This window comes from Amycolatopsis sp. FDAARGOS 1241 (assembly GCF_016889705.1).
Classification (GTDB): domain Bacteria; phylum Actinomycetota; class Actinomycetes; order Mycobacteriales; family Pseudonocardiaceae; genus Amycolatopsis.
This window is the reverse complement of the sequence record NZ_CP069526.1, coordinates 1327228-1353056: the sequence shown is the minus strand read 5'-3', so window position 1 is coordinate 1353056 and position 25829 is coordinate 1327228. Positions and strand designations below refer to the sequence as shown.

33 protein-coding genes and 3 pseudogenes are annotated in these 25829 nt (G+C 70.6%); 17 read left to right on the top strand and 19 right to left on the bottom strand.

Annotated features, from left to right (window positions below):
• On the top strand, positions 1-1089 hold the full coding sequence (locus tag I6J71_RS06655) for a carbohydrate ABC transporter permease (RefSeq protein ID WP_204093914.1): 1089 nt from the start codon (positions 1-3) through the stop codon (positions 1087-1089).
• On the top strand, positions 1086-1913 hold the full coding sequence (locus tag I6J71_RS06650) for a carbohydrate ABC transporter permease (protein ID WP_204093913.1): 828 nt from the start codon (positions 1086-1088) through the stop codon (positions 1911-1913). Before I6J71_RS06655 ends, I6J71_RS06650 begins: the two co-directional genes overlap by 4 nt.
• 14 nt (positions 1914-1927) lie before the next feature.
• Here I6J71_RS06650 and I6J71_RS06645 read toward each other — a convergent pair whose 3' ends face one another.
• Positions 1928-2695: a metalloregulator ArsR/SmtB family transcription factor gene (locus I6J71_RS06645; protein WP_239154474.1), complete on the bottom strand. Its 768-nt coding sequence runs from the start codon at positions 2693-2695 to the stop codon at positions 1928-1930.
• A gap of 56 nt (positions 2696-2751) precedes the next feature.
• On the opposite strand from I6J71_RS06645, the gene I6J71_RS06640 reads away from it, so the two are divergent.
• Positions 2752-3243 (top strand): hypothetical protein, encoded by a 492-nt coding sequence (locus I6J71_RS06640; RefSeq protein ID WP_204093911.1) that lies wholly within the window; start codon positions 2752-2754, stop codon positions 3241-3243.
• Here I6J71_RS06640 and I6J71_RS06635 read toward each other — a convergent pair.
• Positions 3125-3859 carry an MlrC C-terminal domain-containing protein gene (locus I6J71_RS06635; protein WP_239154473.1) on the bottom strand — a complete coding sequence of 245 codons (735 nt, stop codon included), beginning with the start codon at positions 3857-3859 and terminating at the stop codon, positions 3125-3127. The genes I6J71_RS06640 and I6J71_RS06635 overlap by 119 nt on opposite strands.
• Before the next feature lie 110 nt (positions 3860-3969).
• On the opposite strand from I6J71_RS06635, the pseudogene I6J71_RS47725 reads away from it, so the two are divergent.
• The 4 genes and pseudogenes from I6J71_RS47725 to I6J71_RS06620 form a co-directional block, all read left to right on the top strand.
• Positions 3970-4599 (top strand): annotated as a pseudogene (locus tag I6J71_RS47725) (ATP-binding cassette domain-containing protein); the annotation flags it as partial.
• A gap of 238 nt (positions 4600-4837) precedes the next feature.
• Positions 4838-4960, top strand: coding sequence for a hypothetical protein (locus tag I6J71_RS47720; RefSeq protein ID WP_370542196.1), 123 nt, complete (start codon positions 4838-4840; stop codon positions 4958-4960).
• Positions 4957-5853, top strand: a complete 897-nt coding sequence (locus I6J71_RS06625) for an ROK family protein (protein ID WP_204093910.1) — start codon at positions 4957-4959, stop codon at positions 5851-5853. The genes I6J71_RS47720 and I6J71_RS06625 overlap by 4 nt, the downstream gene beginning before the upstream one ends.
• Positions 5854-5901: 48 nt before the next feature.
• A complete protein-coding gene (locus I6J71_RS06620; protein ID WP_204093909.1) occupies positions 5902-6606 on the top strand; it encodes a ubiquinone/menaquinone biosynthesis methyltransferase in 705 nt (234 codons plus the stop codon).
• Here I6J71_RS06620 and I6J71_RS06615 read toward each other — a convergent pair.
• Positions 6596-7345 carry an MBL fold metallo-hydrolase gene (locus tag I6J71_RS06615; protein WP_370542089.1) on the bottom strand — a complete coding sequence of 250 codons (750 nt, stop codon included), beginning with the start codon at positions 7343-7345 and terminating at the stop codon, positions 6596-6598. The two genes, I6J71_RS06620 and I6J71_RS06615, sit on opposite strands and share 11 nt — an antisense overlap.
• 87 nt (positions 7346-7432) lie before the next feature.
• Here I6J71_RS06615 and I6J71_RS06610 point away from each other — a divergent pair, with 87 nt between their 5' ends.
• Positions 7433-7648, top strand: a complete 216-nt coding sequence (locus tag I6J71_RS06610; RefSeq protein ID WP_204093907.1) for a hypothetical protein — start codon at positions 7433-7435, stop codon at positions 7646-7648.
• A gap of 227 nt (positions 7649-7875) precedes the next feature.
• Positions 7876-8301: a hypothetical protein gene (locus I6J71_RS06605; RefSeq protein WP_204093906.1), complete on the top strand. Its 426-nt coding sequence runs from the start codon at positions 7876-7878 to the stop codon at positions 8299-8301.
• Between the two features lie 4 nt (positions 8302-8305).
• Here I6J71_RS06605 and I6J71_RS06600 read toward each other — a convergent pair whose 3' ends face one another.
• The 4 genes from I6J71_RS06600 to I6J71_RS06585 form a co-directional block, all read right to left on the bottom strand.
• Entirely contained in the window at positions 8306-9511 is a 1206-nt protein-coding gene (locus I6J71_RS06600) for a glycoside hydrolase family 2 TIM barrel-domain containing protein (protein WP_204093905.1), read from the bottom strand.
• Between the two features lie 88 nt (positions 9512-9599).
• A complete protein-coding gene (locus I6J71_RS06595; RefSeq protein WP_204093904.1) occupies positions 9600-9986 on the bottom strand; it encodes a hypothetical protein in 387 nt (128 codons plus the stop codon).
• Positions 9944-10144, bottom strand: coding sequence for a hypothetical protein (locus I6J71_RS50360; RefSeq protein WP_204096911.1), 201 nt, complete (start codon positions 10142-10144; stop codon positions 9944-9946). Before I6J71_RS50360 ends, I6J71_RS06595 begins: the two co-directional genes overlap by 43 nt.
• Before the next feature lie 48 nt (positions 10145-10192).
• Positions 10193-10342 carry a hypothetical protein gene (locus I6J71_RS06585; RefSeq protein WP_204093903.1) on the bottom strand — a complete coding sequence of 50 codons (150 nt, stop codon included), beginning with the start codon at positions 10340-10342 and terminating at the stop codon, positions 10193-10195.
• 435 nt (positions 10343-10777) lie between these two features.
• On the opposite strand from I6J71_RS06585, the gene I6J71_RS06580 reads away from it, so the two are divergent.
• Entirely contained in the window at positions 10778-11713 is a 936-nt protein-coding gene (locus tag I6J71_RS06580; protein ID WP_204093902.1) for an MBL fold metallo-hydrolase, read from the top strand.
• Positions 11714-11725: 12 nt separating this feature from the next.
• On the opposite strand, the gene I6J71_RS06575 is transcribed toward I6J71_RS06580, so the two are convergent.
• Positions 11726-12007 (bottom strand): hypothetical protein, encoded by a 282-nt coding sequence (locus I6J71_RS06575; protein WP_204093901.1) that lies wholly within the window; start codon positions 12005-12007, stop codon positions 11726-11728.
• Between the two features lie 177 nt (positions 12008-12184).
• Between I6J71_RS06575 and I6J71_RS50355 the strand changes: the two are divergent.
• Positions 12185-12352: pseudogene (locus I6J71_RS50355) on the top strand (aldehyde dehydrogenase family protein); the annotation flags it as partial.
• Positions 12353-12665: 313 nt separating this feature from the next.
• Entirely contained in the window at positions 12666-12794 is a 129-nt protein-coding gene (locus I6J71_RS49675) for a hypothetical protein (protein WP_255570783.1), read from the top strand.
• Between the two features lie 57 nt (positions 12795-12851).
• Here the strand turns inward: I6J71_RS49675 and I6J71_RS06565 are convergent, their stop codons facing one another.
• The 10 genes from I6J71_RS06565 to I6J71_RS06520 form a co-directional block, all read right to left on the bottom strand.
• Positions 12852-13868: an ABC transporter substrate-binding protein gene (locus tag I6J71_RS06565; RefSeq protein WP_204093900.1), complete on the bottom strand. Its 1017-nt coding sequence runs from the start codon at positions 13866-13868 to the stop codon at positions 12852-12854.
• A gap of 11 nt (positions 13869-13879) precedes the next feature.
• Complete coding sequence (locus I6J71_RS06560) at positions 13880-14701, bottom strand: ABC transporter ATP-binding protein (protein ID WP_204093899.1); 822 nt, start codon at positions 14699-14701, stop codon at positions 13880-13882.
• 13 nt (positions 14702-14714) lie between these two features.
• The gene (locus I6J71_RS06555) at positions 14715-15755 is read right to left on the bottom strand and encodes an iron chelate uptake ABC transporter family permease subunit (protein WP_239154472.1); all 1041 of its coding nucleotides are present in this window, start codon (positions 15753-15755) and stop codon (positions 14715-14717) included.
• Entirely contained in the window at positions 15752-16771 is a 1020-nt protein-coding gene (locus tag I6J71_RS06550; protein WP_204093898.1) for an iron ABC transporter permease, read from the bottom strand. The genes I6J71_RS06555 and I6J71_RS06550 overlap by 4 nt, the downstream gene beginning before the upstream one ends.
• Before the next feature lie 178 nt (positions 16772-16949).
• Positions 16950-17366: an Lsr2 family protein gene (locus tag I6J71_RS06545; protein ID WP_204093897.1), complete on the bottom strand. Its 417-nt coding sequence runs from the start codon at positions 17364-17366 to the stop codon at positions 16950-16952.
• A gap of 56 nt (positions 17367-17422) precedes the next feature.
• Positions 17423-18145, bottom strand: coding sequence for a GNAT family N-acetyltransferase (locus I6J71_RS06540; RefSeq protein ID WP_239154471.1), 723 nt, complete (start codon positions 18143-18145; stop codon positions 17423-17425).
• 40 nt (positions 18146-18185) lie between these two features.
• Positions 18186-18569: a hypothetical protein gene (locus I6J71_RS06535; protein ID WP_204093896.1), complete on the bottom strand. Its 384-nt coding sequence runs from the start codon at positions 18567-18569 to the stop codon at positions 18186-18188.
• 194 nt (positions 18570-18763) lie between these two features.
• Positions 18764-20404, bottom strand: a complete 1641-nt coding sequence (locus I6J71_RS06530) for a phospholipase C (RefSeq protein ID WP_204093895.1) — start codon at positions 20402-20404, stop codon at positions 18764-18766.
• Between the two features lie 57 nt (positions 20405-20461).
• Positions 20462-21691 (bottom strand): iron uptake transporter deferrochelatase/peroxidase subunit, encoded by a 1230-nt coding sequence (gene efeB / locus I6J71_RS06525; RefSeq protein WP_204093894.1) that lies wholly within the window; start codon positions 21689-21691, stop codon positions 20462-20464.
• Complete coding sequence (locus I6J71_RS06520) at positions 21688-22836, bottom strand: EfeM/EfeO family lipoprotein (RefSeq protein WP_204093893.1); 1149 nt, start codon at positions 22834-22836, stop codon at positions 21688-21690. Before I6J71_RS06520 ends, efeB begins: the two co-directional genes overlap by 4 nt.
• 229 nt (positions 22837-23065) lie before the next feature.
• On the opposite strand from I6J71_RS06520, the gene I6J71_RS06515 reads away from it, so the two are divergent.
• The 5 genes from I6J71_RS06515 (at position 23066) to I6J71_RS06495 (ending at position 25665) form a co-directional block, all read left to right on the top strand.
• Complete coding sequence (locus I6J71_RS06515) at positions 23066-23293, top strand: hypothetical protein (protein ID WP_204093892.1); 228 nt, start codon at positions 23066-23068, stop codon at positions 23291-23293.
• 201 nt (positions 23294-23494) lie between these two features.
• Positions 23495-23842, top strand: coding sequence for a VOC family protein (locus I6J71_RS06510; protein ID WP_204093891.1), 348 nt, complete (start codon positions 23495-23497; stop codon positions 23840-23842).
• Between the two features lie 2 nt (positions 23843-23844).
• Positions 23845-24552 carry an RraA family protein gene (locus I6J71_RS06505; RefSeq protein WP_204093890.1) on the top strand — a complete coding sequence of 236 codons (708 nt, stop codon included), beginning with the start codon at positions 23845-23847 and terminating at the stop codon, positions 24550-24552.
• Complete coding sequence (locus I6J71_RS06500) at positions 24542-25267, top strand: SDR family oxidoreductase (RefSeq protein ID WP_204093889.1); 726 nt, start codon at positions 24542-24544, stop codon at positions 25265-25267. Before I6J71_RS06505 ends, I6J71_RS06500 begins: the two co-directional genes overlap by 11 nt.
• Entirely contained in the window at positions 25264-25665 is a 402-nt protein-coding gene (locus I6J71_RS06495) for an NUDIX hydrolase (RefSeq protein ID WP_370542088.1), read from the top strand. Before I6J71_RS06500 ends, I6J71_RS06495 begins: the two co-directional genes overlap by 4 nt.
• Before the next feature lie 34 nt (positions 25666-25699).
• Here the strand turns inward: I6J71_RS06495 and I6J71_RS47715 are convergent.
• Positions 25700-25807: pseudogene (locus I6J71_RS47715) on the bottom strand (IS5/IS1182 family transposase); the annotation flags it as partial.
• Positions 25808-25829 lie beyond the last annotated feature (22 nt).

Genomic DNA, 25829 nt, shown 5'->3' with positions numbered 1-25829 from the left:
ATGACCACGGTGCTGACCACGCCGGCCACCCCCGCCGCGCCGCCATCCCCGGCGCGGCGGGGACCCGGCCCCAGCCGGCGCGAGGGGCGCGTCGGCTGGCTGTTCCTCGCCCCGACGCTGGTGGTGCTCGGCCTGTTCTTCGTGCTGCCGATCCTCATGGCGCTGTGGGTGAGCGTGAGCGACTGGACCGGCAACGGCAGCCCGTTCTCGTCGCGGGTGCACTTCGTCGGCGGTGACAACTACGCCGCGCTGCTCACCGAACCCGGGCTCACGCAACGCGACTTCGCCACGAGCATCCGCAACAACGCCTACTTCGTGCTGTTCGTGGTGCCGCTGCAAACGGCGCTCGCGCTGGGCCTGGCGATGCTGCTGCACCAGCGCAAGCTCAAGGGCAAGCAGTTCTTCCGCACGGCGTTCTACTTCCCCACCGTCACAAGTTCCGTGGCCATCTCGGTGGTGTTCCTGTTCCTCTTCTCCAGCACGGGCACGGTCAACGCCGCACTGAAGCTGTTCGGGGTGAACGGGCCCAGCTGGTTCGCCGACCCGCGCGGCATCTTCCAGCTCGCGCTCAACGGGCTCGGTGTGCCGCAGAACCCGCAAGCCCTGACCTCACACGGGTTCCTCGGACTGTCCTGGTGGGACTGGCTCTCGGGTCCGAGCGTGGCGATGTGCTCGATCATCGTGCTCGTGGTCTGGACGACCACCGGCGGGTTCATGCTCATGTTCTACGCGGCGCTGCAGAACCTGCCGCCGGGCATCGACGAGGCCGCGCTGATCGACGGCGCCAACCCGTGGCAGCGGTTCTGGCGCGTGACGCTGCCGCAGCTTCGGCCCACGCTGTTCCTCGTGCTCACGCTCGGGCTGATCGGCACGTGGCAGGTCTTCGACCAGGTCTACGTGCTCAGCCGCGGCAATCCCGCCAAGACCACGCTCACCCCGGCCTACCTGTCGTACTCGACGTCGTTCATCGGCAAGGAGTGGGGCCAGGGCTCGGCGATCGCGTTCCTGCTGTTCGTGGTGATCGTGGTGCTCACGCTCGGGCAGCGCTGGCTATTGCGTGAAAAGGACGGACGGAGGAGCCGGCGGTGAAGCGTCGCGGATATCTGCGCTGGGTCGGGTTCGCACTGCTCGTCCTGGTCGCGGTGGCCTACATCTACCCGTTCCTCATCCAGCTGGCGACGGCGTTCAAGACCGACGCCGACGCCACAGCCCACCCGCTCACCCCGTGGCCGCACGAGTGGTCCGTGGCCGTCTTTTCAACGCTCGCGCAGCAGGACTTCCCGCGTTGGGCGCTCAACTCGATCTTCATCTCCGTGACGATCACCGTCGGCCGCGTCGTGTTCGACTCGATGGCCGGCTACGCGCTGGCCCGGCTGCGCTTCCGCGGCCGCACGGCCGTGTTCGGCGCGATCGTCGCGGTGCTGGCCGTGCCGAGCGTGGTGCTGCTCATCCCGAAGTTCCTGGTGCTCAACCAGTTCGGCATGTACGACACCTACTCGGCGATGATCATCCCGCTGCTGGCCGACGCGTCGGGCGTGTTCATCATGAAGCAGTTCTTCGAGAGCGTGCCGCTGAGCGTCGAAGAGGCCGCGCGCATCGACGGGGCCGGACCGCTGCGCACGTTCTGGTCCGTGGTGCTGCCGATGTCGAAGCCAGCGCTGATCACGCTGACCATCCTGTCGTTCCAGGGTTCGTGGAACGAGCTGCCCCACTACATCGTGTCGCGGCAGGACCCGGCGCTGAACACGCTCACCACCGGCGTCGCGTCGCTCGTGTCCGGCGAGCTCGGGCAGGGCAACCAGTTCCCGCTCAAGCTCGCCGCGGCACTGCTCATGACGCTGCCGGTGGCGATCGTCTACTTCGTCTTCTCGAAGCGCTTCACGCGCGGCACGTACGAAGGTGTCGACAAGTAGCGAAGGCCCGAGGATCAGGGCATGGTCCACGGCTGTTGCGGCAGCACGTGCCCGGTCTCCAGCAGCGACTTGAGGTTTGCCAGCACCGCGGGCCAGCCGCGGCCGACGTCGCGGCGCGCCTGGTCGTCGGGCAAGTCCTCGTGGGTCACGGTGAGCCGCACGATGTCGTTGTACTGCTCGATGTCGAACGTGGCGCGCGACGGCGGCACGTCCGGGTTCCCGCTGTCGTACCAGGTGGTCACGAGCCGCTTGGGCGCGACGGCCTCCACCACGTCGCCGTAGACGTCGGCGATGCCGGAACCGTCGAGGCGCACGTGCTCCCAGCGGGAGCCCGGCTGCCAGTCCGAAACGTTCCGGTGGCCCCAGAACTGCCCGGTCAGCTCCGCGTCGGTCAGCGCGTGCCAGACCTTCTCGGGGGTGCTCTCGATGTAGGTGACGTACACGTAACTCGGCTTGTCGGTCATGGTTTCCTCTGCTCGGCGTTTGACGGCACTCAGGGCGCGTAGCCGGGGGCGCTCGAACTTGTCCACCCAGCGTTCCTGCATCTCGTGCAACGGGACGGGGTTGAGGTAGTGCAGCTTCTCCCGCCCGCGGCGGACCGTGCTGACCAGGTTCGCCGCTTCGAGGACTCCGAGGTGCTGCGTGACCGTCTGGCGCGTCATGTCCAGGCGGGCGCACAGCTCGTTGAGCGTCTGCCCGTTGTCCTCGTGCAGCTGGTCCAGCAGGTACCGCCTGGTCGGGTCGGCCAGCGCCTTGAACACCTTGTCCAGATCCGGTTGCACACACACAGTAAGGCAGGCAAATGCCTGCATGTCAAGTCCTGCGGCATACTGACCTGGTGAGGGACGCGGTGAAGGCGTGGGCGGTGGCGGCGACCGGCAGCGGGGTGCCGTCGACCCTGCACGCGTTGTTCACGCACCGTGATCCACTCGCGGCGACGCGCGCGGCCGGCACTCTGCTGCCCGGTGGCCGGGCCGGCGTCGTGCGCGGCACGCTGGTCCACGGGCTGGTGTCGGCGGGCTGGACGGCCGCGCTCGCCTACGTCGACCGCCGGCGCCCGCTGTCCGTGCGCGACGGCATGGCCGCGGGCGCGGCCATCGCACTGCTGGACCTGGAGGTCGTCGGGCGGCGCAAGTCCGCGATCCGCGCGCTGCCGCGCGGGCCGCAGTGGCTCGACCACCTGGCCTACGGCGCGCTGACCGCGCTGGCGCTCAGAGCAGCTCGGGCTTCAGCGCCGGCTCCGCCACCTCGTCGTCGAAGGGGAACATCGGCCGCTCGATCCCGGCGTGGCCGAGGCGGAGCAGGTCCTGGTCGACGCCGCCGGGCGTGAGAGCGAGCAGCCAGCCGCCCGCCATGGCGAAGAGCTCCGGCTCCAGGTAGCCGATCTTCACGATCACCACGTCGGCTTCGCGCGGGCGCAGGCCGAGTGCGAGGAAGTCGGACTCCAGGTGGTAGGGCTTGCGCCGCGCCGTGACGATCACGTGCAGGCCGCCGACACCGAACACCACGGCGGTGCCGGCCACGGGGTCGTCGGCGTCGATGGCCTCGACGCGCGCGGTGACCGGCACCGGTCCGTGCGGGCCGGAGTCGACCTTTCCGCCCAGCTCCACGGAAACGGTGGCGCCGACGCCCGCGGCCACCGCGGTGTCCACTGCGGACTGATCGACGATGGCGGCGTACAGCGTGGTCAACTCCGAGCCGACGACGGCGGGCGTCCGCAGCAGCACGTCGAGGCTCCACGACGTGTCGCCGGCCCCGCCGGCGGTCGGGTTGTCGCCGGAATCGCTGACGAAGAACGGGCACGCCTCCGAAGCCACGGCCTGCGCCAGGCATTCCCCCAAGGTGCCGGTCGGCGCGACGAACCGGAAGTCCCGCCGTGCGTCCCAATAGGACTTGGCGAGCCTGGCCGCCTGGTCGGTGATCACCGTCTCGTCGTCGCCGGTCACCACGACAGCGGCCTGGCACCGCGGTTCGTCGGTTGCAGCAGCAGATCCCCGACCTGCTGCGCGACATCCGCGACACCGAGGGCACGGCGACACTGCTGATCACGCACAACATGGGGGTGGTGGCCGACATCGCCGACCGCGTGCTCGTGCTGCGGTCCGGTCGGCTGGTGGAGGAGGCGCCGACGGCGCAGCTGTTCGCGGCGCCGCAGGCCGCGTACACGCGGGAGCTGCTGGCAGCCGTGCCGCGGCTGGGCGCCGGGGTGCACGACGCGGCCGTCGCGGCGCCGGAGAAGCCGGTGCTGGCGTTGACGGACGTCGTGGTGGAGTACGGCGGGAAGCGGGCAGTGGACTCGGTGTCGCTGCGCGTCGGACCGGGCGAAATCCTGGGGCTGGTCGGCGAGGGCTCGGGCAAGACGACGCTGGGCAACTGCGCGCTGGGTCTGGTGACGCCGAAGTCGGGGCAGGTGGAAGTGCTCGGTGGTCCGTTGCCGCGCGGGACCGGGCGGGCGGCGCGGGCGGCGCGGCGGCAGATCGGCGCGGTGTTCCAAGACTCCGCGTCGTCGCTGGACCCACGGATGACGGTGGGCCAGACGGTGGCCGAACCGCTGGTCATGCACACCTCATCCGGCCGCGCGGAACGCCGGCGGCGCGTGCGGGAGCTGCTCGACGCCGTCGAGCTGCCGGAATCGATGCTGGAGCGCTACGGTCGTGAGCTCTCCGGCGGCCAGCGCCAGCGCGTGAGCCTCGCGCGGGCGCTCGTGCTGGGACCGAAGCTGCTGATCGCCGACGAACCGACGAGTGCGCTCGACGTGGCGGTGCAGGCCGTGGTGCTCGACGTGTTCAAGCGGCTGCACGCGGAGTTCGGGTTCGGCTGCCTGTTCGTGAGCCACGACCTGGCCGCGGTGGACCGCGTGTGCGACCGCGTGGCCGTGCTGCGCGCGGGCGGGCTGGTGGAGCAAGGGGCCGGCTGCGCAGGTCTTGCGGGACCCGGAACACCCGTACACCAAGGCGTTGCTGCTGTCCTCCCCCGTGGCGGACCCGGCGGTCCAACGCGGCCGGCGGCTGGAGTTCACGGTGCCCGACGTGGACCCAGCTGCGTGAACGGGCTGTGGGCCGGGGTCGACATCGGCGGGTCGAACGCGCTGGTCGTCTTGTGCGACGGCGACGGGCGTGAAGTCGCGTCGGTGTCGGCGGTTTCGGGCGCGCACCTCGGCGGCGAGGCGATCCTCGACCGGGCGGCGGCACTGGTGACGTCGGTGGCGCCCGCTTCTGCCCTGGCCGGGGTGGGCGTCGGCGCGGCGGGGGTGGTCGAGCCGGCGACCGGGACGATCGTGGTCACGGGCGACTCGTTCACGGGCTGGGCGGGCACCGCCGTCAATGTCGGGCTCACCGGGCGGCTGGGCGGCGTGCCGGTGGTGACGGAGAACGACGTGAACGCGTTCCTGCTCGGCGAACTGTCCACTTCGGACCGGCACCTGCTCGGGGTGGCGCTGGGCACGGGCGTCGGCGGGGCCGTGTTCGTCGACGGCGCCTTGCTGCACGGCGGTGGCACGGGGGCGGGCGAGATCGGGCACGTCGGCAACTACGGACCCGCGCCGTGCACGTGCGGGCAAACCGGGCACCTGGAGGCCTACGCGTCGGGGCGGTCGCTGGCGCGCCGCTACGCACTCGCGACCGGCTTGGCCGTGCGCGCGGAGGTGGTGGCGGAGGCGGCGCTGGCGGGCGGCCAGGCGGCGCTGACGGTGTTCACGGACGCCGGGCGCTACCTCGGCGAGGCGATCACGCACGCGTGCGGCTTGCTGGGCATCGCGACGGCCGTCGTCGGCGGTTCGGCGACGAATTCGTGGGCGCTGCTCGAGAAACCGATACAGGAGGCGCTGCTGGCGCACCCGCTGCTGTCGGGGTCACCGGTGGACGTCCGGCCGGCGAGGGGCGGCGCGAAGGCCGTCGCGCTCGGTGCGGTCGCGCTGGCGCGCTCCTTCCGTCCTGAGTAGACACTTGCGGCCGCGCGCTACCCTGGAGGTGGAACTTCGGGGGTTGTCATGCGCGCAGAACTGGACAAGAAGGCCGACCAGGTGTCGGCGATGTTCGACGAGGTCGCCGAAGGCTACGACCGCACGCGATCGGTGCTGTGGTTCGGGCAGATGGGCCGGTGGGCCAAAGCCATGGCGCGGGCGCTGGACCTGCGCCCGGGACAGCGGGTGCTGGACGTCGCGTGCGGTACCGGGACTTCGTCGCGGGCGCTTTCACGGTCCGGGGTCGAGGTCGTGGGCTGCGACTTCTCGCCCGGCATGCTCGCGGTGGCCCGGCGCCGGGTGCCGTCGTTGAAGTTCGTGCCGGGTGATGCCCTCGACCTGCCGTTTCCCGATGGAGCCTTCGACGCGGCGACGATCTCGTTCGGCCTGCGCAACGTGCACGACCGCGTGCGGGCGCTCGCGGAGATGCACCGTGTCGTGCGGCCCGGCGGGCGCGTGGTCGTCGCGGAGTACAGCCACCCGGCCTCGGCGCTCACGCAGGCCGCCTTCCAGGCGTACCTGCGGAAGGCGGCCCCACACATCGCCCGCGTGCTCAGCACCAACGCGCCGGCGTACGGCTACCTCGCCGACTCCATCCTCGCGTGGCCCACGCAGCCGGAGCTGGCGGCCGACCTGCAGCGCGCGGGCTGGACGCGAGTGGAGTGGCGGGATCTCACCGGTGGTGTGGTGGCGTTGCACCGTGGCTACAAGAGCGAGGGCGTCAGAGACTGACTTCCGCACCCGGCTTCAGCAGGTGCAGGCGCGCCGGCTTGCCGGCGAAGGCCTCCTCCAGCGTGCCCGGACCCTGCGTGAAGTGGCCCCAGCCCTCGAAGTGCAGCGGGACGACGTCGGTTGCCGAGAGGATTTCGGCGGCCTCGGCGGCGGCCGTGGACTCGAGGGTGAGGTACGCGTCGATCAGCGGCGTGCGGGCGGCGCCGGCGAAGAGGACGGCGATGGGCACGGGGCCTAAGCGGCCGGCGATCTCGCGGACGCGGTCCAGCGACGCGTTGTCGCCGCTGATGTAGACGGTGGGCAGACCGTCGGCAGACAGCAGGAAGCCCGTGACCTCGCCGACCTTGGCTTCGGAGCCCTCAGGGCCGTGGAGCGCCGGCAGGCCGGTGACGCGAACACCGCCGGCCAGCTCGACGTGCGACCAGTTCGGCAGGGCCTGCGCGGTGCCGCCGAGGCGTTCGGCACCCGACGGCGTGGTGAGGGTGAGCGGCGCCGTCGCGAGGTACTCGCGGCCGCCGCGGTCGAGGTTGTCGGGGTGCTGGTCGTGCGACAGCAGGACGGCGTCGACGGGGCCGACCTCGTCCGGCCCCAGCACCGGCCCCGTCGTCTTGACCAGCACGCGGCTGCCGATGGGGTGCTCGCCCGGCTCGTCGAACGTCGGGTCGGTGAGCAGCCGCACGCCGCCGTAGGTGATCAGGGAGGTCGGGCCGCCGAGGTGGCGCAGGGTGAAAGTGGTCATGCCGTTCATCCTGCCTCGTCTTTCCTCGGAACGGTGAGTGGCAGAGATGCCGTTGGTCGATGGGACCCTGCCAGTCAGCCTGGAGCCGTGCAGAAGATCGCCCTCGTTCTGTTCGACAGTGCCCGCCTCTTCGACACGGCCGTGGTCGACGAGGTGTGGGGCGCGCGCAGCGGTGCCGCGGCCGAGCTGCGCAAGTGCGCCGAGCCGAAGGATCCCGTGCAGCTGACCGGCGGCGTCGTGCTGACGCCGAAGCGCGGGTTTTCCTGGCTGCGCACAGCCGACCTGGTCTTCGTCCCCGGCTAGGCCGTCCTCGACGCGCGCCCGTCGCCCGCGCGGCCGGCCGCGTTGCGGTCGGCGCACCGGGCGGGCGCACAAGTCGCGGGCCTGCGCCTCGGCGCGTTCGTGCTCGGCGCCGCGGGCCTGCTCGACGACCGCCCCGCCTCGACGCGCTGGCGGTTCACCGCCGAGCTTCCCGTCGCCGCCCGCGCGCCCAGGTCGACCCCGGCGTCCTCTGCGCGGGCGCCGACGGCGTGTGGACGTCGGCGGGCGTCGCCGCCGGCATCGACCTGTGCCTGCACCTCGTGCGCCTCACCCGCGGCGCCGACGCCGCCGCGGCGATCGCCCGCTCCATGGTCACGGCCCCCTTCCGCTCGGGCGGCCAGGCGCAGTCCATCACCGCCCCCACGCCGCCACTCGGCGACGAACCCCACGCCGCCGTCCGCGAACGCGCCCTGCGCGAACTGGGCCGGCCGTTTGACCGTCACCGAGCTCGCCGGCTGGGCCTCGATGTCCGAACGCACCTTCGCGCGCCGCTTCGTCGCCGAAACGGGCACCACGCCGCTGCGCTGGCTGCTCGACCTGCGCAGCGCGCCGAGCAACTGCTCGAACGCACCGGCCTGCCGGTCGCCGAGATCGCCACCTGCTGCGGCTTAGGCCCGGCGGTGTCGTTCCGGTAGCACTTCACGCGCCACGTGGGGGCCGCACCGAGCCGTTACCGGGCGGACTTCCGGCCGGCGCTCGCGTCGTGAGAGTCCAGGTGACCGTGTCGGCGTACATGTGCCCGCCGCGCCCACCCGTCACCTTCACGACGTTCGCGCCGGGAGACAGGGTGACCGGCCAGGTGTAGGTGTGGTCGGCCGAAACCCGGGCGCCCACCGGAACACCGTTGAGCGTCAGCGACACCGAGACGACCCCGTTGCCGTAAGCCTTGACCGTCGTCGCGGCGTCGGTGCGCGAGGTCCAGCGGCGGCTGGTCAGGTACACGAACGGCCTCGACGTCCAGTTGGCCTTGTACCAGTCGAACGCGTCCTTGCGGGTCTTCCGGTCGTAGGTGACCAGGCCCTTGTCGTTGCGGCCCGGGTGTCGCCTTCGGTGCGGCCGTCGGAGGCGAAGTCGAACATGTTCCAGACGAAGGTGCCCCACAGGTAGGGCCGGGATTCGATCTGGCGCCAAGTGTTCTCGTGCACCAGCGTCTCGTGCTCCTCCGGGTGCGCGCGACGCGATGACCGGCGGCTTCACCGTCGAGTTCTCCACGTGCTGGGACACGCTGCCGCCGGCGCCGTACTCGCTGATCACGATGCGGCGCGCAGGATCCGCTGCGTGCAGCTGGCCGGTCCAGGGGCCGAAGCCGGGCGCGGACAGGTCGTACCAGCCGTAGTACTTATTGTGCGCCGACAGGTCCGCGTGGTTCGACACCGCGTCCTGGCCGCCCTTGTGGTTGGCGTAGACGGAAAGCCGCATCGGGTCTTCCCGAGCGACCTGGGCGGCGGGGTCCGCAAGGAGGCCGTTGGTGACCTCGTCGTTCTTGGCCTGCTCGTTGCCGGTGCGCCAGAACGCGATCGACGGGTGGTTGTAGTTCTGCCGGATCAGCTCGGACAACTGCTGCACCGCGTTGGCGCGGAATTCGGCGCTGTCGGTGACGCCGTTGACCAACGGGATCTCCGCCCACACCACGTACCCGCGCCGGTCGGCGAGGTCGTAGCCGTGCTGGGGCTGCTGGTAGTGCGCGGTCCGCAGCGCGTTCACGCCCATCTCGTCCATGAGGTCCAAGTCCTGGTCGCGCCGCCGGTCCGCGACGGCCCAGCCCTCGTCGAGCCGGTCCTGGTGGGCCGTTGACGCCGTGCAGCGCGACGTGCTGCCCGTTGAGGGAGAACCCGGTGTCGGCATCCACAGTGGACGAACGCAGGCCGAGGGGCTGGGTCACGGAGTCGGTGACGCGGCCCGTGTGCGCATCAAGCACGTCGACCCGCACGTGCTACAGGTGCGGGTCCGCCGTGCCCTGCCAGCGGTGCGGCCGCGAGAGCGAAAGCCGCTGCGACACGCCGAGGTCCGTCGAGATCGACGCCGGTGGAGAAACCACCCGGCTCACCTCGCGGCCCCGCGCGTCCGAGAGCACCGTGCGCACGCGCACGGAGCGCGAGCCGCCGGAAGCGTTGTGTGCCTTGGTGACCACGTCGACCTGAGCCGCTTCGGCCGTCACCAACCGCTGCGTCAGGTACACGCCCGGGCCGCCGAAGTCGTCCATCCGCACGCTCAACGGGTCGAGGGCGACCAGCGAAACGTCGCGGTAGATGCCGCCGAAGAACGTGTAGTCGGCGCTCAGCGGCGCGACGTCGGCGACCGCCGAATTGTCCACCCGCACCGCGAGCACGTTGTCGTGGCCGGGCCGCAGCGCGTCCGTCGCGTCGAAGCGAAAGTCGCGTAGCCACCGCGGTGCTGTCCGAGGTGCACGCCGTTGATCCACACGTCGGCGACCGTGTTCACGCCGTCGAACTGCAGCCACAACCGCTTGCCCGCCACCGTGTGCGGCGGCGTGACGTGCCTGCGGTACCACCCGGCGCCGCGGAGTTAGTCGCCGCCGCCGTCCTGGCCGGCGAGAGCGTTCCAGGTGGGTGGCACGTTCGTGCGTTCCCAGGACGCGTCGGCGAACCCGGGTGGTTGCGCACCCGGCACGTCGGCGCGGACGAACCACCACCCGGCGTCCAGGTCGGTCCGCACCCGCCCGGTGCCCGGAGCCGCGAACGAAGAAACCGCCGTGCCAAGGAAAAACCCAGAGCCCGGCGAGAACCACGGGCAACCAGCGGCGCACGACACCCACTCCATCGTTCATGGATGTGAATGCAGTCCAACGACTTGGACGGTTCCGCAATGTAGCCGGACGGTCACAGTGGAGTCAACGCGTCGACCGGACAAATGCGAACCGAGTGGCCAGACCACCCAGACCTCGCCATCAACCTGAGCCGAGGCCCCGGCGGAGGTAGGGTCACCCCCGTCGGCGCACAGAGGGCGCCGACAGGGCTGTGCGACGTAGCACACGGTGCGCCCACTGCCTGCTGACATACGCCCACCTGGTCTATACCATTCGAAGGGTCGGTGATCCACTACCATGCAGTGGTCCGGGATCACGGCGGCGCAGCCCACGAGGGGGATCACATGCCCGCCATCAGGCGAAACATCGTCCCGCTCAGGTACTCCGACCCGAGCGTGGTGGCCTATGTCCGCAGTCCGAGCGACTGGCTCGTGTCGAACTGCGGCTGGATCCGCGGCCGGTCCGGGGTTCTGCTCGTCGACACCTGCGGCACCGAGCGCGACACCCTCGACCTGGTCAACGACGTGCGCAAGTACTCGACCGTCGAACTGCCGCTGACGCTCGTGCTCACCCACGCGCACGGCGCGCACCACAACGGGGCCGGCGTGGCGCTGCGCAACGGCGGCCGCATCCTCGCCGCCGCCTCGGCCGTCTCGGCGGTGCGCGCGGGACCGCAGCGCTACGAGGACACCTTCACGTGCACGAACTGGGGCACGCTCGAAGCGCCGAAACCCGAGGCCGTGCACGCCGTCACCACGCCGCGCGAGGTCGACCTCGGCGGCGTGGTCGTGGAGGTCGTGCCGTTCCCCGGCGTCGCCCACACCGACGGCGACCTGGTGGCCTTCGAGCCCAAGACGGGCACGCTGTTCACCGGCGATCTGCTGTCCGTCGGCTCGACCCCGCTCGCGATCCACGGCTCGGTGCCCGGCTGGCTCGACGCACTGCACTGGCTCGACAAGACGTTCCCGACGGTCCGCACCTTCGTGCCCGGCCACGGCGGTCTCAGCCACCCCGGCAGCTTCCCCGTGGCCGTGCTGCGCACCTACCTCAACTGGCTGCTCGACGCGACCGCCCCGGCCGGCACCACCGACTTCGAAGGCCTGGCCGCGATCGCGCGCCGTCGCTGGCCCACGTGGTCCAACCCGGAGCGCCACGTCGGCAACCTCATGCGCGCCCACGCCGACCAGCACGGCGGCGGATTGCGGCGGGACAAGGCGATCCGCGCGATCCTCGACGCCGTCGGCGGCAAGATCGACCTCGACGCGCGGCTCGGCCTGTAGGCCCCGCGACCTTCAGCCGGTGATCCGCCGGCGCAGCCCCGAGGGTGACACGCCGTGCTGCTCCAACGTGCTGAGCAGGCACGAAGCGAACACCTGCCCGACGCCGCTGGCGGTGGCGAACGCGTGCTCCACCATCGCTTCGAGCGCCGGCTCCGGCACCCCGAGTGCCATGCGCGGGAACGTCATCACGCAGTAGTGGAAGTCCCCGTGCAGCGTCAGCTGGTAGCGGCGGCGCAAGTCGTACCGCGCGAAATCGCCGACGCCGATCGGCCCGCGCCGCCGGCCCTGCTCCACGCGCGCGCCGACAGGTCCCGGAAGCCGGGCCCGGCGACGTCGACAAGGCCGTGGCCGCGGTCCGCACCGCCTTGCGCGACCCGCAGGGCTGGGCCGTCGGGACCCGGCCCGGCGCGCCGACGTGCTGGGCCGCTTCGCCCCGGTGATGGTTGAGCGCAGCTCGGAGTTCGCGACCCGGTGTGCGCGCAGAACGGCAGGACGAGCGCGAGCGCCGCCATCCGGGCCGAAACCGGTTACCCAGTGGAGCTGGGCGGCAAGTCGGCGGCGCTCACCCTCGACGACGCCGACCTCGCCGGCAGCGTCGAGGGCCTGTGCATGGCCACGATGATGAACAACGGCCAGACCTGTTTCCTCGGCACACGCGTGCTCGCGCCGCGCGCCCGCTACGCGGAGGTCGTCGACGTGCGCACGGCCATGGCGTCGGGCGCGGTGGACGGCTGGTTCGTGGAGCCGACGATCTTCGCCGAGGTGGACAACTCCGCCACGATCTCCCGCGAGGAGATCTTCGGCCCGGTGCTGTCGGTGATTCCCTACGGCGACGTCGACGACGCCGGGCCATCGCCGACGACTCCGGCTTCGGGCTCGGAGGCACGGTCTGGACCACCGACCGGAACACGGGCTCGACGTCGGGCGCCGGCTGGAGACGGGCACGATCGGCGTGAACACCTACCTGCGCCAGCCGGTGGCGCCCTTCGGCGGCGCGAAGGCCGGCGACCTCGGGCGCGAGCTCGGCCCGGAGGCGCTCGGGAACTACCAGCAGTTCAAGACGGTGTACCTCACGGCCTGACGCGGAAGGGGGCGCCCCGGCGGAGAACCAGGGCGCCCCTTCTCGTCCGACCTGTGCTCAGGCAAGGAACTTCTTCAGGTCGTCGAGGACCCGGTCGGCACCGATCGGGCCGAGGCCGAGGAACCACACCTCGTCGTCGACGCGGATGGCCTTCTTGTTCTTCACGGCGTTCAGCGATGCCCACAGCCCACTGCTGGTCACCGCCTTCTCGTCGGCATTGGGTCCCGCACCGTAGCTCGAGTAGAAGATCCAGTCGCCGTCGGCTTCGTCGATGCGTTCCCGGGAGATCTGCTTGGCGAGCTCATTGATGTGCTGGTTGGCGGGGCGCTGCAGGCCCACGTCCTTGAAGATCACGCCGATGAACGACAGATCGCCGTAGATGCGGATGCCGGTGGAGTGGAAGCGCAGCAGGGAGATCTTGGGGTCGCCTTTGACCTCGGCCTTCACCTCGTCGGCCTTCTTCTGGTAGGCGTTGAGGGCTGCGACGGCAGCGGTCTCCTTGCCCAGCGCGGCGGCCACCAGCAGGAAGTTCTCCTTCCACGGGAAGCCGGGGCGGATGCTGAACACCGTCGGCCCGATCTTCGACAGCTGCGAGTACAGGTCGTTCGCGCGCAGCTTGCTGCCGAGGATCAGGTCCGGCTTCAGCGACGCGATCTTCTCGAGGTTCAGGTTGTTGGTGTCGCCGATCGTCGGAATGCCCTTGGCCTTGTCGGCGAGGTAGCTGGGCACGCCCGTCTGGCCGGCGGTGGTGGCCATGCCGACGGGCGTGACGCCGAGCGCGAGCACGTCGTCCAGCTCACCGCTGTCGAGCACGACGACCCGCGTGGGCGGCTTCTCGATCTTCGTCTGGCCCAGCGCGTGGGTCACCGTGCGCGGGAAGACACCCGGGCCGACGTCGGCCTTGAGCTTCGCGGTCTCGGTGTCGGCGGTGGCGAACAGGCGGCCGCCAGTGGCGACGTCCTTGTCCCCGACCCCCGACGTCGTGGTGTTGGCGGGCTGGCTGCAGGCGCCCAGGAGCGCGGCGGTGGCGACGAGGCCGGCCACCTTGGTCCATCTGGCGGTCCGTCCGGACATGGGGTTCCTTCCTAGGGCTGGGTGGTGGGGGCACCGGCGCGGTGGCGGCCGATCGGGACGACCATGGGGGTGCCGGACACGGGGTCGGTGATGATCCGGGACGGCATGCCGAACACGTCCTCGACGAGCTCGGCGGTGAGGATGTCGCCGGGGGCGCCCTCGGCGGCGATCGACCCGTTCTTCATGGCGATGAGGTGATCGCCGTAGCGGGCCGCGAGGTTGAGGTCGTGGAGCACGATCACGACGGTCGTGCCCTCGGAGCGGTTGAGGTCCGCGATCAGGTCGAGCACCTCCACCTGGTGGCTGATGTCGAGGAACGTCGTCGGCTCGTCGAGCAGCAGCAACGGCGTGCTCTGCGCGAGCGCCATCGCGATCCACACGCGCTGGCGCTGCCCGCCGGAGAGCTCGTCGACCGGCCGGCTCGCCAGCTCCACCGTGTCGGTGGCGAGCATCGCGCGCGCCACCGCCTCCTCGTCGTCGGCGTTCCAGCGGCGGAACACGCCCTGGTGCGGGTAGCGGCCGCGACCGACGAGGTCGGCGACCGTGATGCCCTCGGGCGCGGTCGGCGACTGCGGCAGCAGGCCCAGCACCTTCGCGACATCCTTGCTGCGCAACGAATGCAGGCGCTCGCCGTCGAGGAACACCGCGCCCGCGGCGGGTACCAGCAGGCGTGCGAGGCCGCGCAGCAACGTCGACTTCCCGCACGCGTTGGTCCCCACGATCATGGTGACCTTGCCCTGCGGGATCCGGACCGAGAGGTCCTTCACGACAGTGAGCGGCCCGTAGCCGAGCTTGAGGCCTTCGGTGTGCAGCGTCGGTGCGGTCTGTGTCACGGTCAGTTCCTTCTCAGACTCGGCCGGCCCGGTTGGCCGTGGCGAGCAGCCACAGCAGATACGGCGCGCCCACGGCACCGGTCACGACACCCACCGGCAGCTGGGAGCCGAGCAGGTGCTGGGCGGCGAAATCGCCGATCAGCGTCACGAGAGCCCCGGTGAGGGCGGGTGCGACGAGGCCGACGCGGGCTCCGCCCACGAGCCGCGTCGCGATCGGGTTCGCCACGAAAGCCACGAACGCGATGGGCCCGGCCACCGCCGTCGCGAACGCGGCGAGCGCGGTGGCGACCAGGAGCAGCAGCAGGCGCATGCGCTCGACGCGCAGGCCGAGCCCGGCCGCGGTGTCGTCGCCGAGCTGCAGACCCGTGAGGGCGCGGCTGAGCGCCAGCGCGGCGGGTCCCAGCACGACGAGTGCGAGCGCGAGCGGCGCTGCCTTGTCCCAGCTGGTGCCGTTGAGGTTGCCGGTGAGCCACACCAGGGCCTGCTGCGCGAGCGTCACGTCGGCCCATGTCATCAGGTAGGACACGACGCTCGCCAGCACAGCGCCGACCCCGACGCCGATGAGCACGAGCCGGTAGCCGTTCACCCCGCCGCGGCGAGACAGCACGTAGATCACCACGCCGGTCACCAGCGCGCCGGCGAACGCCGCCGCCGACAGCACCGCACCGGACACGCCGAACAGCACCAGGCAGATCACCGCCGCGGCGCTCGCGCCCTGCGTCACACCGATCACGTCGGGGCTCGCGAGCGGGTTGCGCAGCAGGCGCTGGAAGAGCGCGCCGCCGAGTCCGAACGCGACACCCACGAGCACGCCGGCGACCGCGCGCGGCAGGCGCAGGTCCGTGACGACGTAGGCGCCGGCGCCCGTGCCGTCGCCGAAGAGGATGCCGGGCAAGTCGCCCAGCGGCACGGAGAAGTCGCCGACCGCCAGTGACAGCGCGAAGACCACCACCAGCACCACGAACAGCACGAGGGACACGAGCCGCGCTCGCACCGCACCCTGGCGGCGGGCAGCTTTGACGGCGCGCAGCGCGTCGGGCAGCTGCGTGCTCACACCTGCACCAGCTTCCTGCGGCGCACCAGCACGATGAACACCGGTGCGCCGATGACCGCCGTCACCACCCCCACCTGCACCTCCGCCGGCCGCGCGACCACACGACCGACCACGTCGGACATGAGCAGCAGCAGCGGCGCCAGCAACGCCGAGTACGGCAGCAGCCAGCGGTGGTCGGGCCCGGTGATCAGGCGCGCGACGTGGGGCACGGTCAGGCCGACGAACGCGATCGGGCCGGCGATGGCCGTCGCCGATCCACAGAGGACGACCACCGCGAGCGCGCAGACCGCCCGCGCCAGCGCCACGTTCTGGCCCAGCGCGCGGGCGGTGTCCTCGCCCAGCGCGAGCGCGTTGAGCATCCGCGCGGACACCAGGGCGAGCACCACGCCGACGACGACGAAGGGCACGGCCTGCGAGATCGTCGCGGCGTCGCGTCCGGTCAGCGAACCGACCTGCCAGAAACGGAACTGGTCGAACGTGGTCGAGTCGGTGAGCAGCAGGCCGCTCGTCACCGACTGCAGCGCCGCGGTCACCGCCGCGCCGGCCAGCGCGAGTTTCACTGGGGTGGCCCCCACCCGGCCGAGCGCGCTGATGCCGTAGACGACAACCGCGGCGGCGGCCGCGCCCGCGAAGCCGAACCAGACGTATCCGGTGACGCTGCTGATACCGAGCGTGCTGATGCCGAGCACCACGAACAGCGCGGCGCCCGCGTTGACGCCGAGCAGGCCCGGGTCGGCGAGCGGGTTTCGCGTGGCGCCTTGGATGATCGCACCGGACAGTCCCAGTGCGACACCCGCGAGCACGCCGGCGAGCGTGCGTGGCAGCCGCAGCTCGCGCACCACCAGGTGATCGGGATTCGAGGCGTCGTAGTGGAACAGCGAGTCGAGCACCGTGCCGAACGACAACCCGCGCGACCCCACGGCGATGCTCAGCACGACGACGAGCACGAGCGCGACCAGCAGCGCTGCGAGACCCGCCGTGAGGGAGAGCGTTCTCGGGCGGGCTCGGTCAGCCACAGTCGGTTACCTTCACTCACTGGACATTAGGCTTGGCTACCCTACCTCTCGCGCGCGAGGACTCGACTGTCACCTAAGTCACCCGAACCGGCCGGCCGGTTCGTCCGTGTGTGGTGCCCCCGGAAACGCCGAAGGGGTCCGTCACGGCGGTGACGGACCCCTTTCGTGGAAGCTCGGCTCAGGCGTTGGCCTTCTTGCGCGGCGCGCGCTTGCGGACCGGCTTGACGGGGGCCTCTTCAACCTCGATTTCCTCTTCGCGCTCCTCGAACGCCTTCACGATTTCGGCGGGGAGGCGGCCGCGGTCGGAGACCTTGAAGCCGTTCTCCTCGGCCCATTCACGCATGAGGCGGTTGCGCTCCCGGTCGGCGGCCGACGACGTGGCCCGCGGTGCCTGCCCGGCGGCCATCCGCACCTTGCGGCCGCCGACGCGACGAGAAGCGGCCACGTAACGCGCCAGTTCTTCGCGGAGCGCGGCAGCGTTGTCTTCGGACAGATCGATCTCGTAATTCACACCGTCGAGGCTGAAGGGGACGGTCTGATCGGCGATGCTGCCGTCGATGTCGTCCACCATCTCGACGTGAACCTTCTGCGCCATGGTTCGCGTTCCTTCACCTTCTACAGGACGTGCCTGGGGGAACCTTATCGTGTCGACTAATGCGCCGCGGCGCTGGACGCCCATTCCTGTCCGGTCAGCGCGTACGCGACAGCGCCGTGTTCCGCGCCTTCCAGGTAATCGGGCCACTCGGGGAAGAACGTGCGCACCAGCTTCAAGCCCACCTTCTCCAGCACCCGCCGGGAACGGGTGTTGATCACCATCGTCGCAGCGACGACCCGCTCGGCGCCCAGTTCCGCGAATGCCTTGCGGACCACCGCACGCAGACCTTCGGTCGCGAATCCCCGCCCCCACACCGACGGCAGCAACCGGTATCCGACTTCCGTGCCGCAGCCTTCGAGCGCGCGAGTGGTCGCCGGCCGCACCGAGAAGCAGCCGGCGAATTGGCCCGTCACCGAATTCTCGGCGACGAAACAACCGTGTCCCGCGGGCAGGTCGCGGTATTCCGCCAAGAACCCCGGAAGCGTCCGCCCCACCACGACTTCGGACGGCACCGGCCGGCCGTCGTCGATGTGGCGCATCACCCCGGCATCACCGAGGAGTGCCACGAGCGCTCCGGCGTCCGCGGGCGTCAACGGGCGCAACCGCAGCCGCTCCGTTTCGGCCCACGTCGACATGGCGGGGATTTGACCAGTGCCGGTGCCCCTGGCGCAAGGGGCATTTTCCGTACTGTGTCCTTCCGGGGCGAAAATCGCGCGGGAAATGCGGCCCCGAGCGGGCTGGACGCCGCTCGGGCGCCACGGGAAGACCGCGACGGGCACGTCGACACCGGCCAGGGCGGATACCCCCCGGGAATCGCGCTCAGCCGCGCTGAAAGCCGCCCAGGTGCTGCGGGAACACGGTGATCGGCACGCCTTCACCGGCGAGGGCGTGGAGCAGGTCCAGGATCGGCTGGGTGGGCTCGCCGTAGACGCGGATGGCCGTGGTCGCCTCGAGCGTCTCGCGGTAGGACTCGTTCGCCTCCGCCGTGAGCACCCCGAGGTGGTGCTCGAACGACGCGGCGTCCGGGTGGATCTGCACGTACTCGACTTCCGTGCCGTCCTCGCTGAGGTACTCGTGGAACCCGATCACGCGCGGCTCGCGCTCGTCGATGAACCGCACCCACCCCCGCACGCGGCTCTTCTCGGCCTCCAGCTTGCCCTCGCGCACGCGATTGGTGGCGATGAAAACGAACGGTCCTGGCATGGGAGCCACCTCCGTCCGCCATCTAACCAGTTGGTTGGTTAACTGGCCAGGTGCTGTACCGGGAGAGACTTCCCGCGGCCGCGCTCGAGAGCGCCGGAACACGACCGAACTACCGCGCAAACCCCGGAAACGACCGAAGGCCACCGGGTTCGGAAACCCGGTGGCCAACGGATCGAGCGAACTGCCTAGCTACTTCAGTGGTGCCCGTTCTTCACGACGGCGCCCGTCTTCGGGTCGAGCGCGACCTTGTCCGCCTGCGGGTGCTTGAAGTTGAACATGTTCCACAGACCGCCGGCACGCGAGTCGAACGACGAGTCGCCGATGCGGCCGGTGAACCAGTTGTCCTCGACGAACTGCAGCACCGAGGTCTGGTCCGTGCGGGTGTGGTCCACGAAGTTCACCTTGCTGTAGGGCGAGATTACCTGCAGCGGCAGGCGCGGGCCGTAACCGCAACGGTCGGCGTACTTGCCCAAGGTGGTCTTCGTCCCCGTGCAGACCGACTGGTCCTGTGCGGCGTCCTGCGATCCGTTGATGATGGTCGAGGACTGGTGGTCGTACCAGCCGTCCGAGTCGTCGTAGGCGAGGACGATCGCCGTGGACTTCCACTCCGGCGACTGCTGGATCTTGTTGATCTCGCTGACCACGAACTGCTGCTCGTCGAGCGGGTCGGAGTTGGCCGCGTGGGCGTCCTGGTAGGCCGGGGCCTTGAGGAAGCTCACGGCGGGCATCGAGCCGGCCTTCAGCGAAGCGTCGAAGTCGGTCATGTCGTACTGGTGGTTGGCCTGGTCGGTCTGACCGATGGCCTGCACCGACGACGGCGGGAGGTGCTTCGGGTTCGCCGTCGACTTGTAGTACTGGAACGGCTCGTGGTGCGGGCTGTAGTCCGTCACCGGGATGCCGCCGACGTTGGTGTGCTGGGCACCGCAGACCGCGAACCCGTTCTGGGTGCCGGTCGGCTTGAACCCACCCTGGAACCAGCCCCAGGTCACGTGGCGCTGGTTGAGCAGGTCACCGATGTTCTTGCCCTGCATCGAGGCGAGGTTCTCGGTGGCGGTGTGGTTCTTGTCCGCGCAGTCGTCCCACGCGGGGTCCGGGTCGTTGATGACCGTGCCGACGCCGTTGGCGTCGGGCGACGCGACCACGTACGAGTCCGACGTCGGCTGGTGCGTGACCGACGTGACCGCCTGAACCCCGTGTGTCTGGCCCGAGATCAGGTTGACGGCGCCGGGGGTGGACGGGCCGAACACCGTGTTGTAGGAGTTGTCGCTCATGGCGTAGTTCTGAGCGTAGTTCCACAGGCCGGTGACGGTGTTGCCGTCGTAGTAGTCCATGACCAGGCCCGGCTCGCCGAAGAGGATCGGCTGGCCCGTGCACTTGTCGGTCTCGGTCTTCTCGACGAACTTGTCCATCTTGCCGCCGTTGAACGCCGCCTGCTCAGCACCGTAGCTGTGGTTCTGGTCGCAGGTCAGCGCCTGGTCGGGGCCGAGGCGCTTCGGGTCGTAGGCGTTCGGGTTGTTCGTCAGCAGCTTCTTGTCGAGGCCGTTGACCTTCGGGGTGTTCTTCGCGGCCTTGAACGGCGTGCCGTTCTCGTTGGTCGCGTTCGGGTAGGTGCCGAAGTAGTGGTCGAACGAGATGTTCTCGCCGAAGATCACCACGACGTGCTTGATCGGGGTGAGCGTCGGCATCCACGACGCGGGAAGGGCGTGCAGCGGCTGCGCATCCGCCGACGTCGCCGTGGAGCCGGTGACGATCGCCAGGGCCGCGGCCGAGGCGAGCGCACCGGCGCCCAGCAGGCGTCGCGTGTGGCGCCGCCGTCTGCCGATTCCTTTGTCCACTGGGGAATCCTCCTGATCGGTGATCTGGTGGGAACTGCAACTTCGGGAAAGCCACGGTCAGGCGAGCAACGCCCGGCCGTAGTGGTCGTCGGAACCGGTCACCCCCGGCAGCGCCAGGAAGTAACCGCCACCGAACGGGGAGATGTAATCAACCAGCGGCTCGTCGATGAGCCGCTTCTGGACCGCCTCGAACTGGCGCTCGAGGTCCTGCTGGTAGCAGGTGAAGATCAGGCCCATGTCCAGGTTGCCGTTGCTGTCCACGCCGCGGTCGTAGTTGACGGCGCGGCGCAGGATCCGGCTGGAATCCGTCTCCGGCTTACGCGGGTTCGCCAGGCGGATGTGGCTCGTGAGGGGGATGACGGTGCCGACGGGGTCGTCGGCGTAGCGCGGCACGTCCTGCTCGTTCGCGCCGTCGAGCGGCGCACCCGTGTCGCGCCGGCGGCCGAACATGTTCTCCTGCTCGGTGAGCGACACGCGGTCCCAGAACTCGACGAGCATCCGGATCAGCCGCACCACCTGGTACGTGCCGCCCTTCGTCCACGCGGGTTCACCACTGCCGTCGGCCAGCCACACGAGGTGGTCGAACTCGGACTCCGCGGGGTTCGCGATGCCGTCCTTGAAGCCCATCAGGTTGCGCGGGGTGCCCGACGGGCGCGGCTGCGACGCGAATCCGTTCACCTTCCAGCGCAGCTGCATCCCGCCGCGGGTGGCGCGGCTGATGTCGCGCAACGCGTGGAGCACGGTGTCGGTGGAGTCGGCCGAGAGCGTGAGCGACAGGTCCCCGTGGCACTGGGCGTCGTCCAGGGCGTCGTTGGGGAACATCGTCATCGGCTTGAGCTTCTTGGGCTTCTTCGCCGCGAGGCCGTAGCGGTCGTCGAACAGCGACGAGCCGACGCCGAGCACCACGCCGAGGTTGCCGGGCGGCACGACCGGGCCGAGCACGCCGGAATCGGCGGGCGGCGCGGTGATGCCCAGCGCCGCCGGTGCGCCGCCGGTGGTGAGGAACCGCGCCCGGTCGGTGATCTCCTTGAACAGGTCGGTGAGCTCGCCCTTGTTCTCGGCGGTCACGTCGAACGACGCGACGACGGCCTGCGCGCGCGGCTGGCGCACGATCGCGGCCTGGTGGGCGCCGTGGAACGGCACGGCGGCGGGATCGGGGCCCGCGGCGCTCGCGGCGACCGTGCCGGCGCCTGCGCCCGCCACGGCCGTGAGGCCCGCGCCCACGACGGTGCGGCGCAGGAAGGTGCGGCGCGAGGACTCAGCCGGCTCTCGGTGGTTGGCGGTCACGAAACCCTCCTGGGCTCGGCGATGGCCGCGATCGGGGCGAGCCGCTCGGTGAGCTCGCTGACGTCGGCGTCGATCTTTTCGCGCTGCGGTTGGGAAAGCGCGGACACCGGGGTCCACGAACCGTCGGGGTGGCGGGCGGCGTCCAACGTCGCTTCGGTGCGTGTCAGCCAGCTGTCCACTCCGGACAGTTCCGGGTAGCGCGGGGCGAGCACCGGGCGCAGGACGTCGAGCACGGTCTGCACGCCGTCGAGGTTGGCCCGTGCGGTGGCGAGGTTGGTGCCGCTGCCGTAGTCGGTCTCGGCGGTGAGTTCGAACTGCAGGGAGTTCTCGACGATCTCGTGGGCACGCAGGCCGAGGTCACCTGCGTCGACCTGGCTGTGGGGGAACGCCGTGCGCAGGTCCTGCACGTCCGTGGCCAGTTTGTCGGCGACGGCGCCGAGCGAGCCCATGTCGTCGTTGTGCCAGAGGCCGTACTCGAGGCGGTGGAAGCCGGTGAAGCCCGGGTCGCCGGTACCGCCGGGCAGGCCGGCGGTGGTCCCGTTGATCGCGCCGTCGGAATCGCCGAACGCGTCGTAGGCGGCGCCGAGGCGCTCGTAGGTGAGGTGCGCGGTGAGCCAGGTGGACTCGCTCGCGGTGCGGTCGCCGCGGTGCACGGCGTCCTTCAGCGCGCCGACGTCGGTGACCAGCTGGTCGAGGCCCTGGATGACCTTGGCTTGGTAGACCTTCAGCGGCTGCAGCAGGTCGTTCTGGGTCACGGGCGCGACTCCCGGGCCGCGCTCGGTGCCGCCACCCACCGTCGTGGCCGGCCCCACGATCGCGGAGGAGTCCTCCGGCAGGCATCGGAAGGCGTAAGTTCCGTTACCGAGCGTTACCGACATCGGCCGGATCGTGCCGGTGCCGAGTCCCTCGACCTCGCCGTAGATCACGCCCGTCCTGGGGTCGATCAGGTCGACCTCGGACGTGACCGCGCCGGTGTTGTGAAGGTGGAAGGTTTGCGGGCCCGGCTTGGGGTCCGTCCAGCCCTGACCACAGTCGGAGCGGGAGATCTGGATCTCCGGATCCTGAGCGGAGGCACCGTCGGGCCAGACCGCGAAAGCGATTCCCACGGCAGCCGCGACCACCAGCACGCCGGCGGCCCCGACCATCCAACGGGTACGTACAGACCCCGGCACGCACACTCTCCTGCCACTCGTTCGGACTACCGAGAGGGAATTATGCGTGCGGAAAGTGAAGAAACAGGGGTCGAGACCACTCCCCGCCCTGGAATTCACCAGGACTTCAACCAGAAACTCACGAAATGGGATAATCACACCAAAGCACAGCTGGGCGTTAAGTCCTTTTCGCCACGTATGGCGGGTTCTCGGAAAGGGTGGCGTGCGGGAGAACGGGCGGCTCGTGTGCCCGGCCGTGCAGCCCGCGTTTCAGACCGGCGAGGGCCTCGGGCAAGCAGCGGAAATGCTGCTGGAGAAACGCATTCGCCGGGAAGCGCGTGCCGGTTTCCGCGTGGAATGGGTGGTGCGCGCGCTCGCGGAGCACGGACTGGCCGGCTGCCTGCTTCGGCCCGGCCGCAGCGATTCCGCTTGTGCGGGCCCGAATGCGTGAGTCCGGCGGCGACGTCGTGCTGCACCGGGGTCCGCCCGTCCGGGCGGGGGTTCACCGTCGCCGGTGAGGTCGAGGAGCACAGCGCGCCCGGTGCGGAGTCGTTCGGCCGCGCGGGCGAGTCCGGTGGCGGTGCCGATTTCGAGGTCGGGCCGGCTTGCGAATCACGTTGCGCGGCCGCGGCCGACGCGGTTGGCTCGCCGGATGAGCTACCGCAGTGTGACGCCCCGGGTGGTCGTCGCCGACCCGGCGGCGGCCGTGGCGTTCCTGGTCGCGGTCTTCGCGGCCACCGCCACCACGCCCGAGCACGGTCCGGCCGAGATCCGGCTCGGCGACTCGCTCGTGCTGGTGTCGGGGGTGTCGGCGGAGCTCGACGAGTTCCCGGCGTTCCTGTACGTCTACATCGCCGATGTCGCGGGCACGTACGCCCGCGCGCTCGCGCATTGCGCCACGTCGGTGGAAGCGCTACGCGAAACCTCGTACGGCGACTTCGGCGCGATGGGGCAGGATCCGTCCGGCAACGTGTTCCAGCTCTCGGCGAGAAAGGCCTGAGGATGGAGAACGACGAACTGCACCGCCGCTTCGAGGCGCTGACCACCGCGCACCTCACCGACGGGTGCATCCGGGCGCGGCTGCAGGTGCGGTGCGCGCCGGCGGGCACGCGTTCGGCGGTTCCCGGCGGCCGGGTGGCCGGACGGGTGCTGCCGGCGCGGCACGTGGGCAGCGTCGACGTGTTCCTCGAAGCGCTGAGCAGCGCCGAAGCCGGCGACGTGCTCGTGGTCGACAACGGCGGGCGCCTCGACGAGAGCTGTGTCGGCGACCTCGTGGCGATCGAGGCGGCGACGGCAGGCGCGGCCGGCATCGTGATCTGGGGTCTGCACCGTGATTCCGCCGACCTGCGGGCACTCGGGCTGCCCGTGTTCAGCCTCGGCTCGATCCCGACTGGACCGCTGTCGCTCACCGCGCGACCAGCCGACGCGCTCGACTCCGCGCGCGTCGGCCCGTGGGAGGTCACGCCCGCCGACCTGGTGTTCGGCGACGACGACGGCGTGGTGTTCGTGCCCGCCGCCGAGGCCGGCGACGTGTTCCGGCTCGCGGAGTCCATTCGCGACACCGAGCGGCGGCAAGCCGACCTCATCCGCGGCGGCACGACGTTGCGTGAACAAGTGCGGTTCGCCGAGTTCCTGCGGGCGCGGGCGGAAAACCCGGCGCTGACGTTCCGCGAACACCTGCGCGCCGTGGGTGGGGCCATTGAGGAGTAGGCCCGTCGCGCTCGTCACCGGCGTCGGCCGCCGCGCGGGCATCGGGGCGGCGATCGCCGCTCGTCTGGTGGCCGACGGCTGGACCGTGGCCTGCTCGTACTGGGGCGCCTACGACGACCGGATGCCTTGGGGCGCTGACGAAACCCGCCCCGGGGCGGGTTCGTTCGAGGTTGAGGCGAACCTCGAGGACCCCGCCGCGCCGCGCGTTCTCTTCTCCTCCGTGGTGACCCAACTCGGAGACGTGCAGGCCCTGGTGCTGGCCCACTGCGAATCCGTCGACTCCGGCTTCCTCGACACGTCCCTCGACAGCTTCGACCGCCACTTCGCCGTGAACACGCGCGCGAGCTGGCTGCTGATGCGCGAGTTCGCCACGCGCTACCGCGGTGCGCACGGCGCGGGCCGGATCGTCGCGCTGACCAGTGATCACGTGGCCGGCAACGTCCCCTACGGCGCCAGCAAGGGCGCCTTGGACCGGCTCGTCATCGCCGCCGCCCGGGAACTGGGCCCCCTCGGCATCACGGCCAATTCCGTCAACCCCGGCCCGACCGACACGGGGTGGCTCGACGATTCGCTACGCGCCGCGCTCGTCGACCGCACGCCCCTGGGCCGCCTCGGCACCCCCGCCGACTGCGCCAACCTCGTCTCCTTCCTCTGCGGCCCTGATGGCGGCTGGCTGACGGGCCGCGTCCTGACGAGCGACGGCGGCTTGTCGTGACCAAACTGCTCGCCTACGCGTGGCTCCCGCGCGGCGCCACGGTCCTCGTCCTGCGCCGCACCCCCGGCACCTTTCTCGGCGAACACTGGGAACTCCCGGGCGGCACCGCCGAACCCGGCGAGGCGCCGGAAGCCACCGCCGTGCGCGAGGTCGCCGAAGAGACGGGCCTGCGCGTACGCCTCCTCGGCGAACGCGCGCCTTTCTTGGCCCGACTTCTCCGGCCGCCCCCTGACCATCCATGCCCGCGTGTACACCGCCACCGAACCGACTCCCGGCGGCACCGTCACCCTCAGCCCATCGGAACACGACGCGTTCAAGTGGGCCACAGCGGAGACTGCCGCGGGGCTCCCGTTGTCTCCCCATGTCCGGCGGTTGTTCGCCTAAGCGATGTCTCGTAACTGATGCTGTTGTTGGTGTTGCTGGGTGTTGCGATCAGCCAGCGAGGAGGATGTTGTGCAAGTGTGCGATTCCGGACACCGTGTCGCCCAGCGTGATGGCGGCGCGCCGGTAGTCCCGCAGGATCTTCCAGCACTTCATCCGCACCCCGCCATCCGTGCACCCA

Excerpts from the sequence above, each read along its gene's own strand:
- I6J71_RS06655 (WP_204093914.1), top strand. The coding sequence starts at position 1 with ATGACCACGGTGCTGACCACGCCGGCCACCCCCGCCGCGCCGCCATCC.
- I6J71_RS06620 (WP_204093909.1), top strand. The coding sequence starts at position 5,902 with ATGCGCGCAGAACTGGACAAGAAGGCCGACCAGGTGTCGGCGATGTTC.
- I6J71_RS06615 (WP_370542089.1), bottom strand. The coding sequence starts at position 7,345 with ATGACCACTTTCACCCTGCGCCACCTCGGCGGCCCGACCTCCCTGATC.
- I6J71_RS06600 (WP_204093905.1), bottom strand. The coding sequence starts at position 9,511 with ATGCCGACACCGGGTTCTCCCTCAACGGGCAGCACGTCGCGCTGCACG.
- I6J71_RS06580 (WP_204093902.1), top strand. The coding sequence starts at position 10,778 with ATGCCCGCCATCAGGCGAAACATCGTCCCGCTCAGGTACTCCGACCCG.
- I6J71_RS06565 (WP_204093900.1), bottom strand. The coding sequence starts at position 13,868 with ATGTCCGGACGGACCGCCAGATGGACCAAGGTGGCCGGCCTCGTCGCC.
- I6J71_RS06545 (WP_204093897.1), bottom strand. The coding sequence starts at position 17,366 with ATGGCGCAGAAGGTTCACGTCGAGATGGTGGACGACATCGACGGCAGC.
- I6J71_RS06535 (WP_204093896.1), bottom strand. The coding sequence starts at position 18,569 with ATGCCAGGACCGTTCGTTTTCATCGCCACCAATCGCGTGCGCGAGGGC.
- I6J71_RS06520 (WP_204093893.1), bottom strand. The coding sequence starts at position 22,836 with ATGGTCGGGGCCGCCGGCGTGCTGGTGGTCGCGGCTGCCGTGGGAATC.
- I6J71_RS06510 (WP_204093891.1), top strand. The coding sequence starts at position 23,495 with ATGAGCTACCGCAGTGTGACGCCCCGGGTGGTCGTCGCCGACCCGGCG.
- I6J71_RS06505 (WP_204093890.1), top strand. The coding sequence starts at position 23,845 with ATGGAGAACGACGAACTGCACCGCCGCTTCGAGGCGCTGACCACCGCG.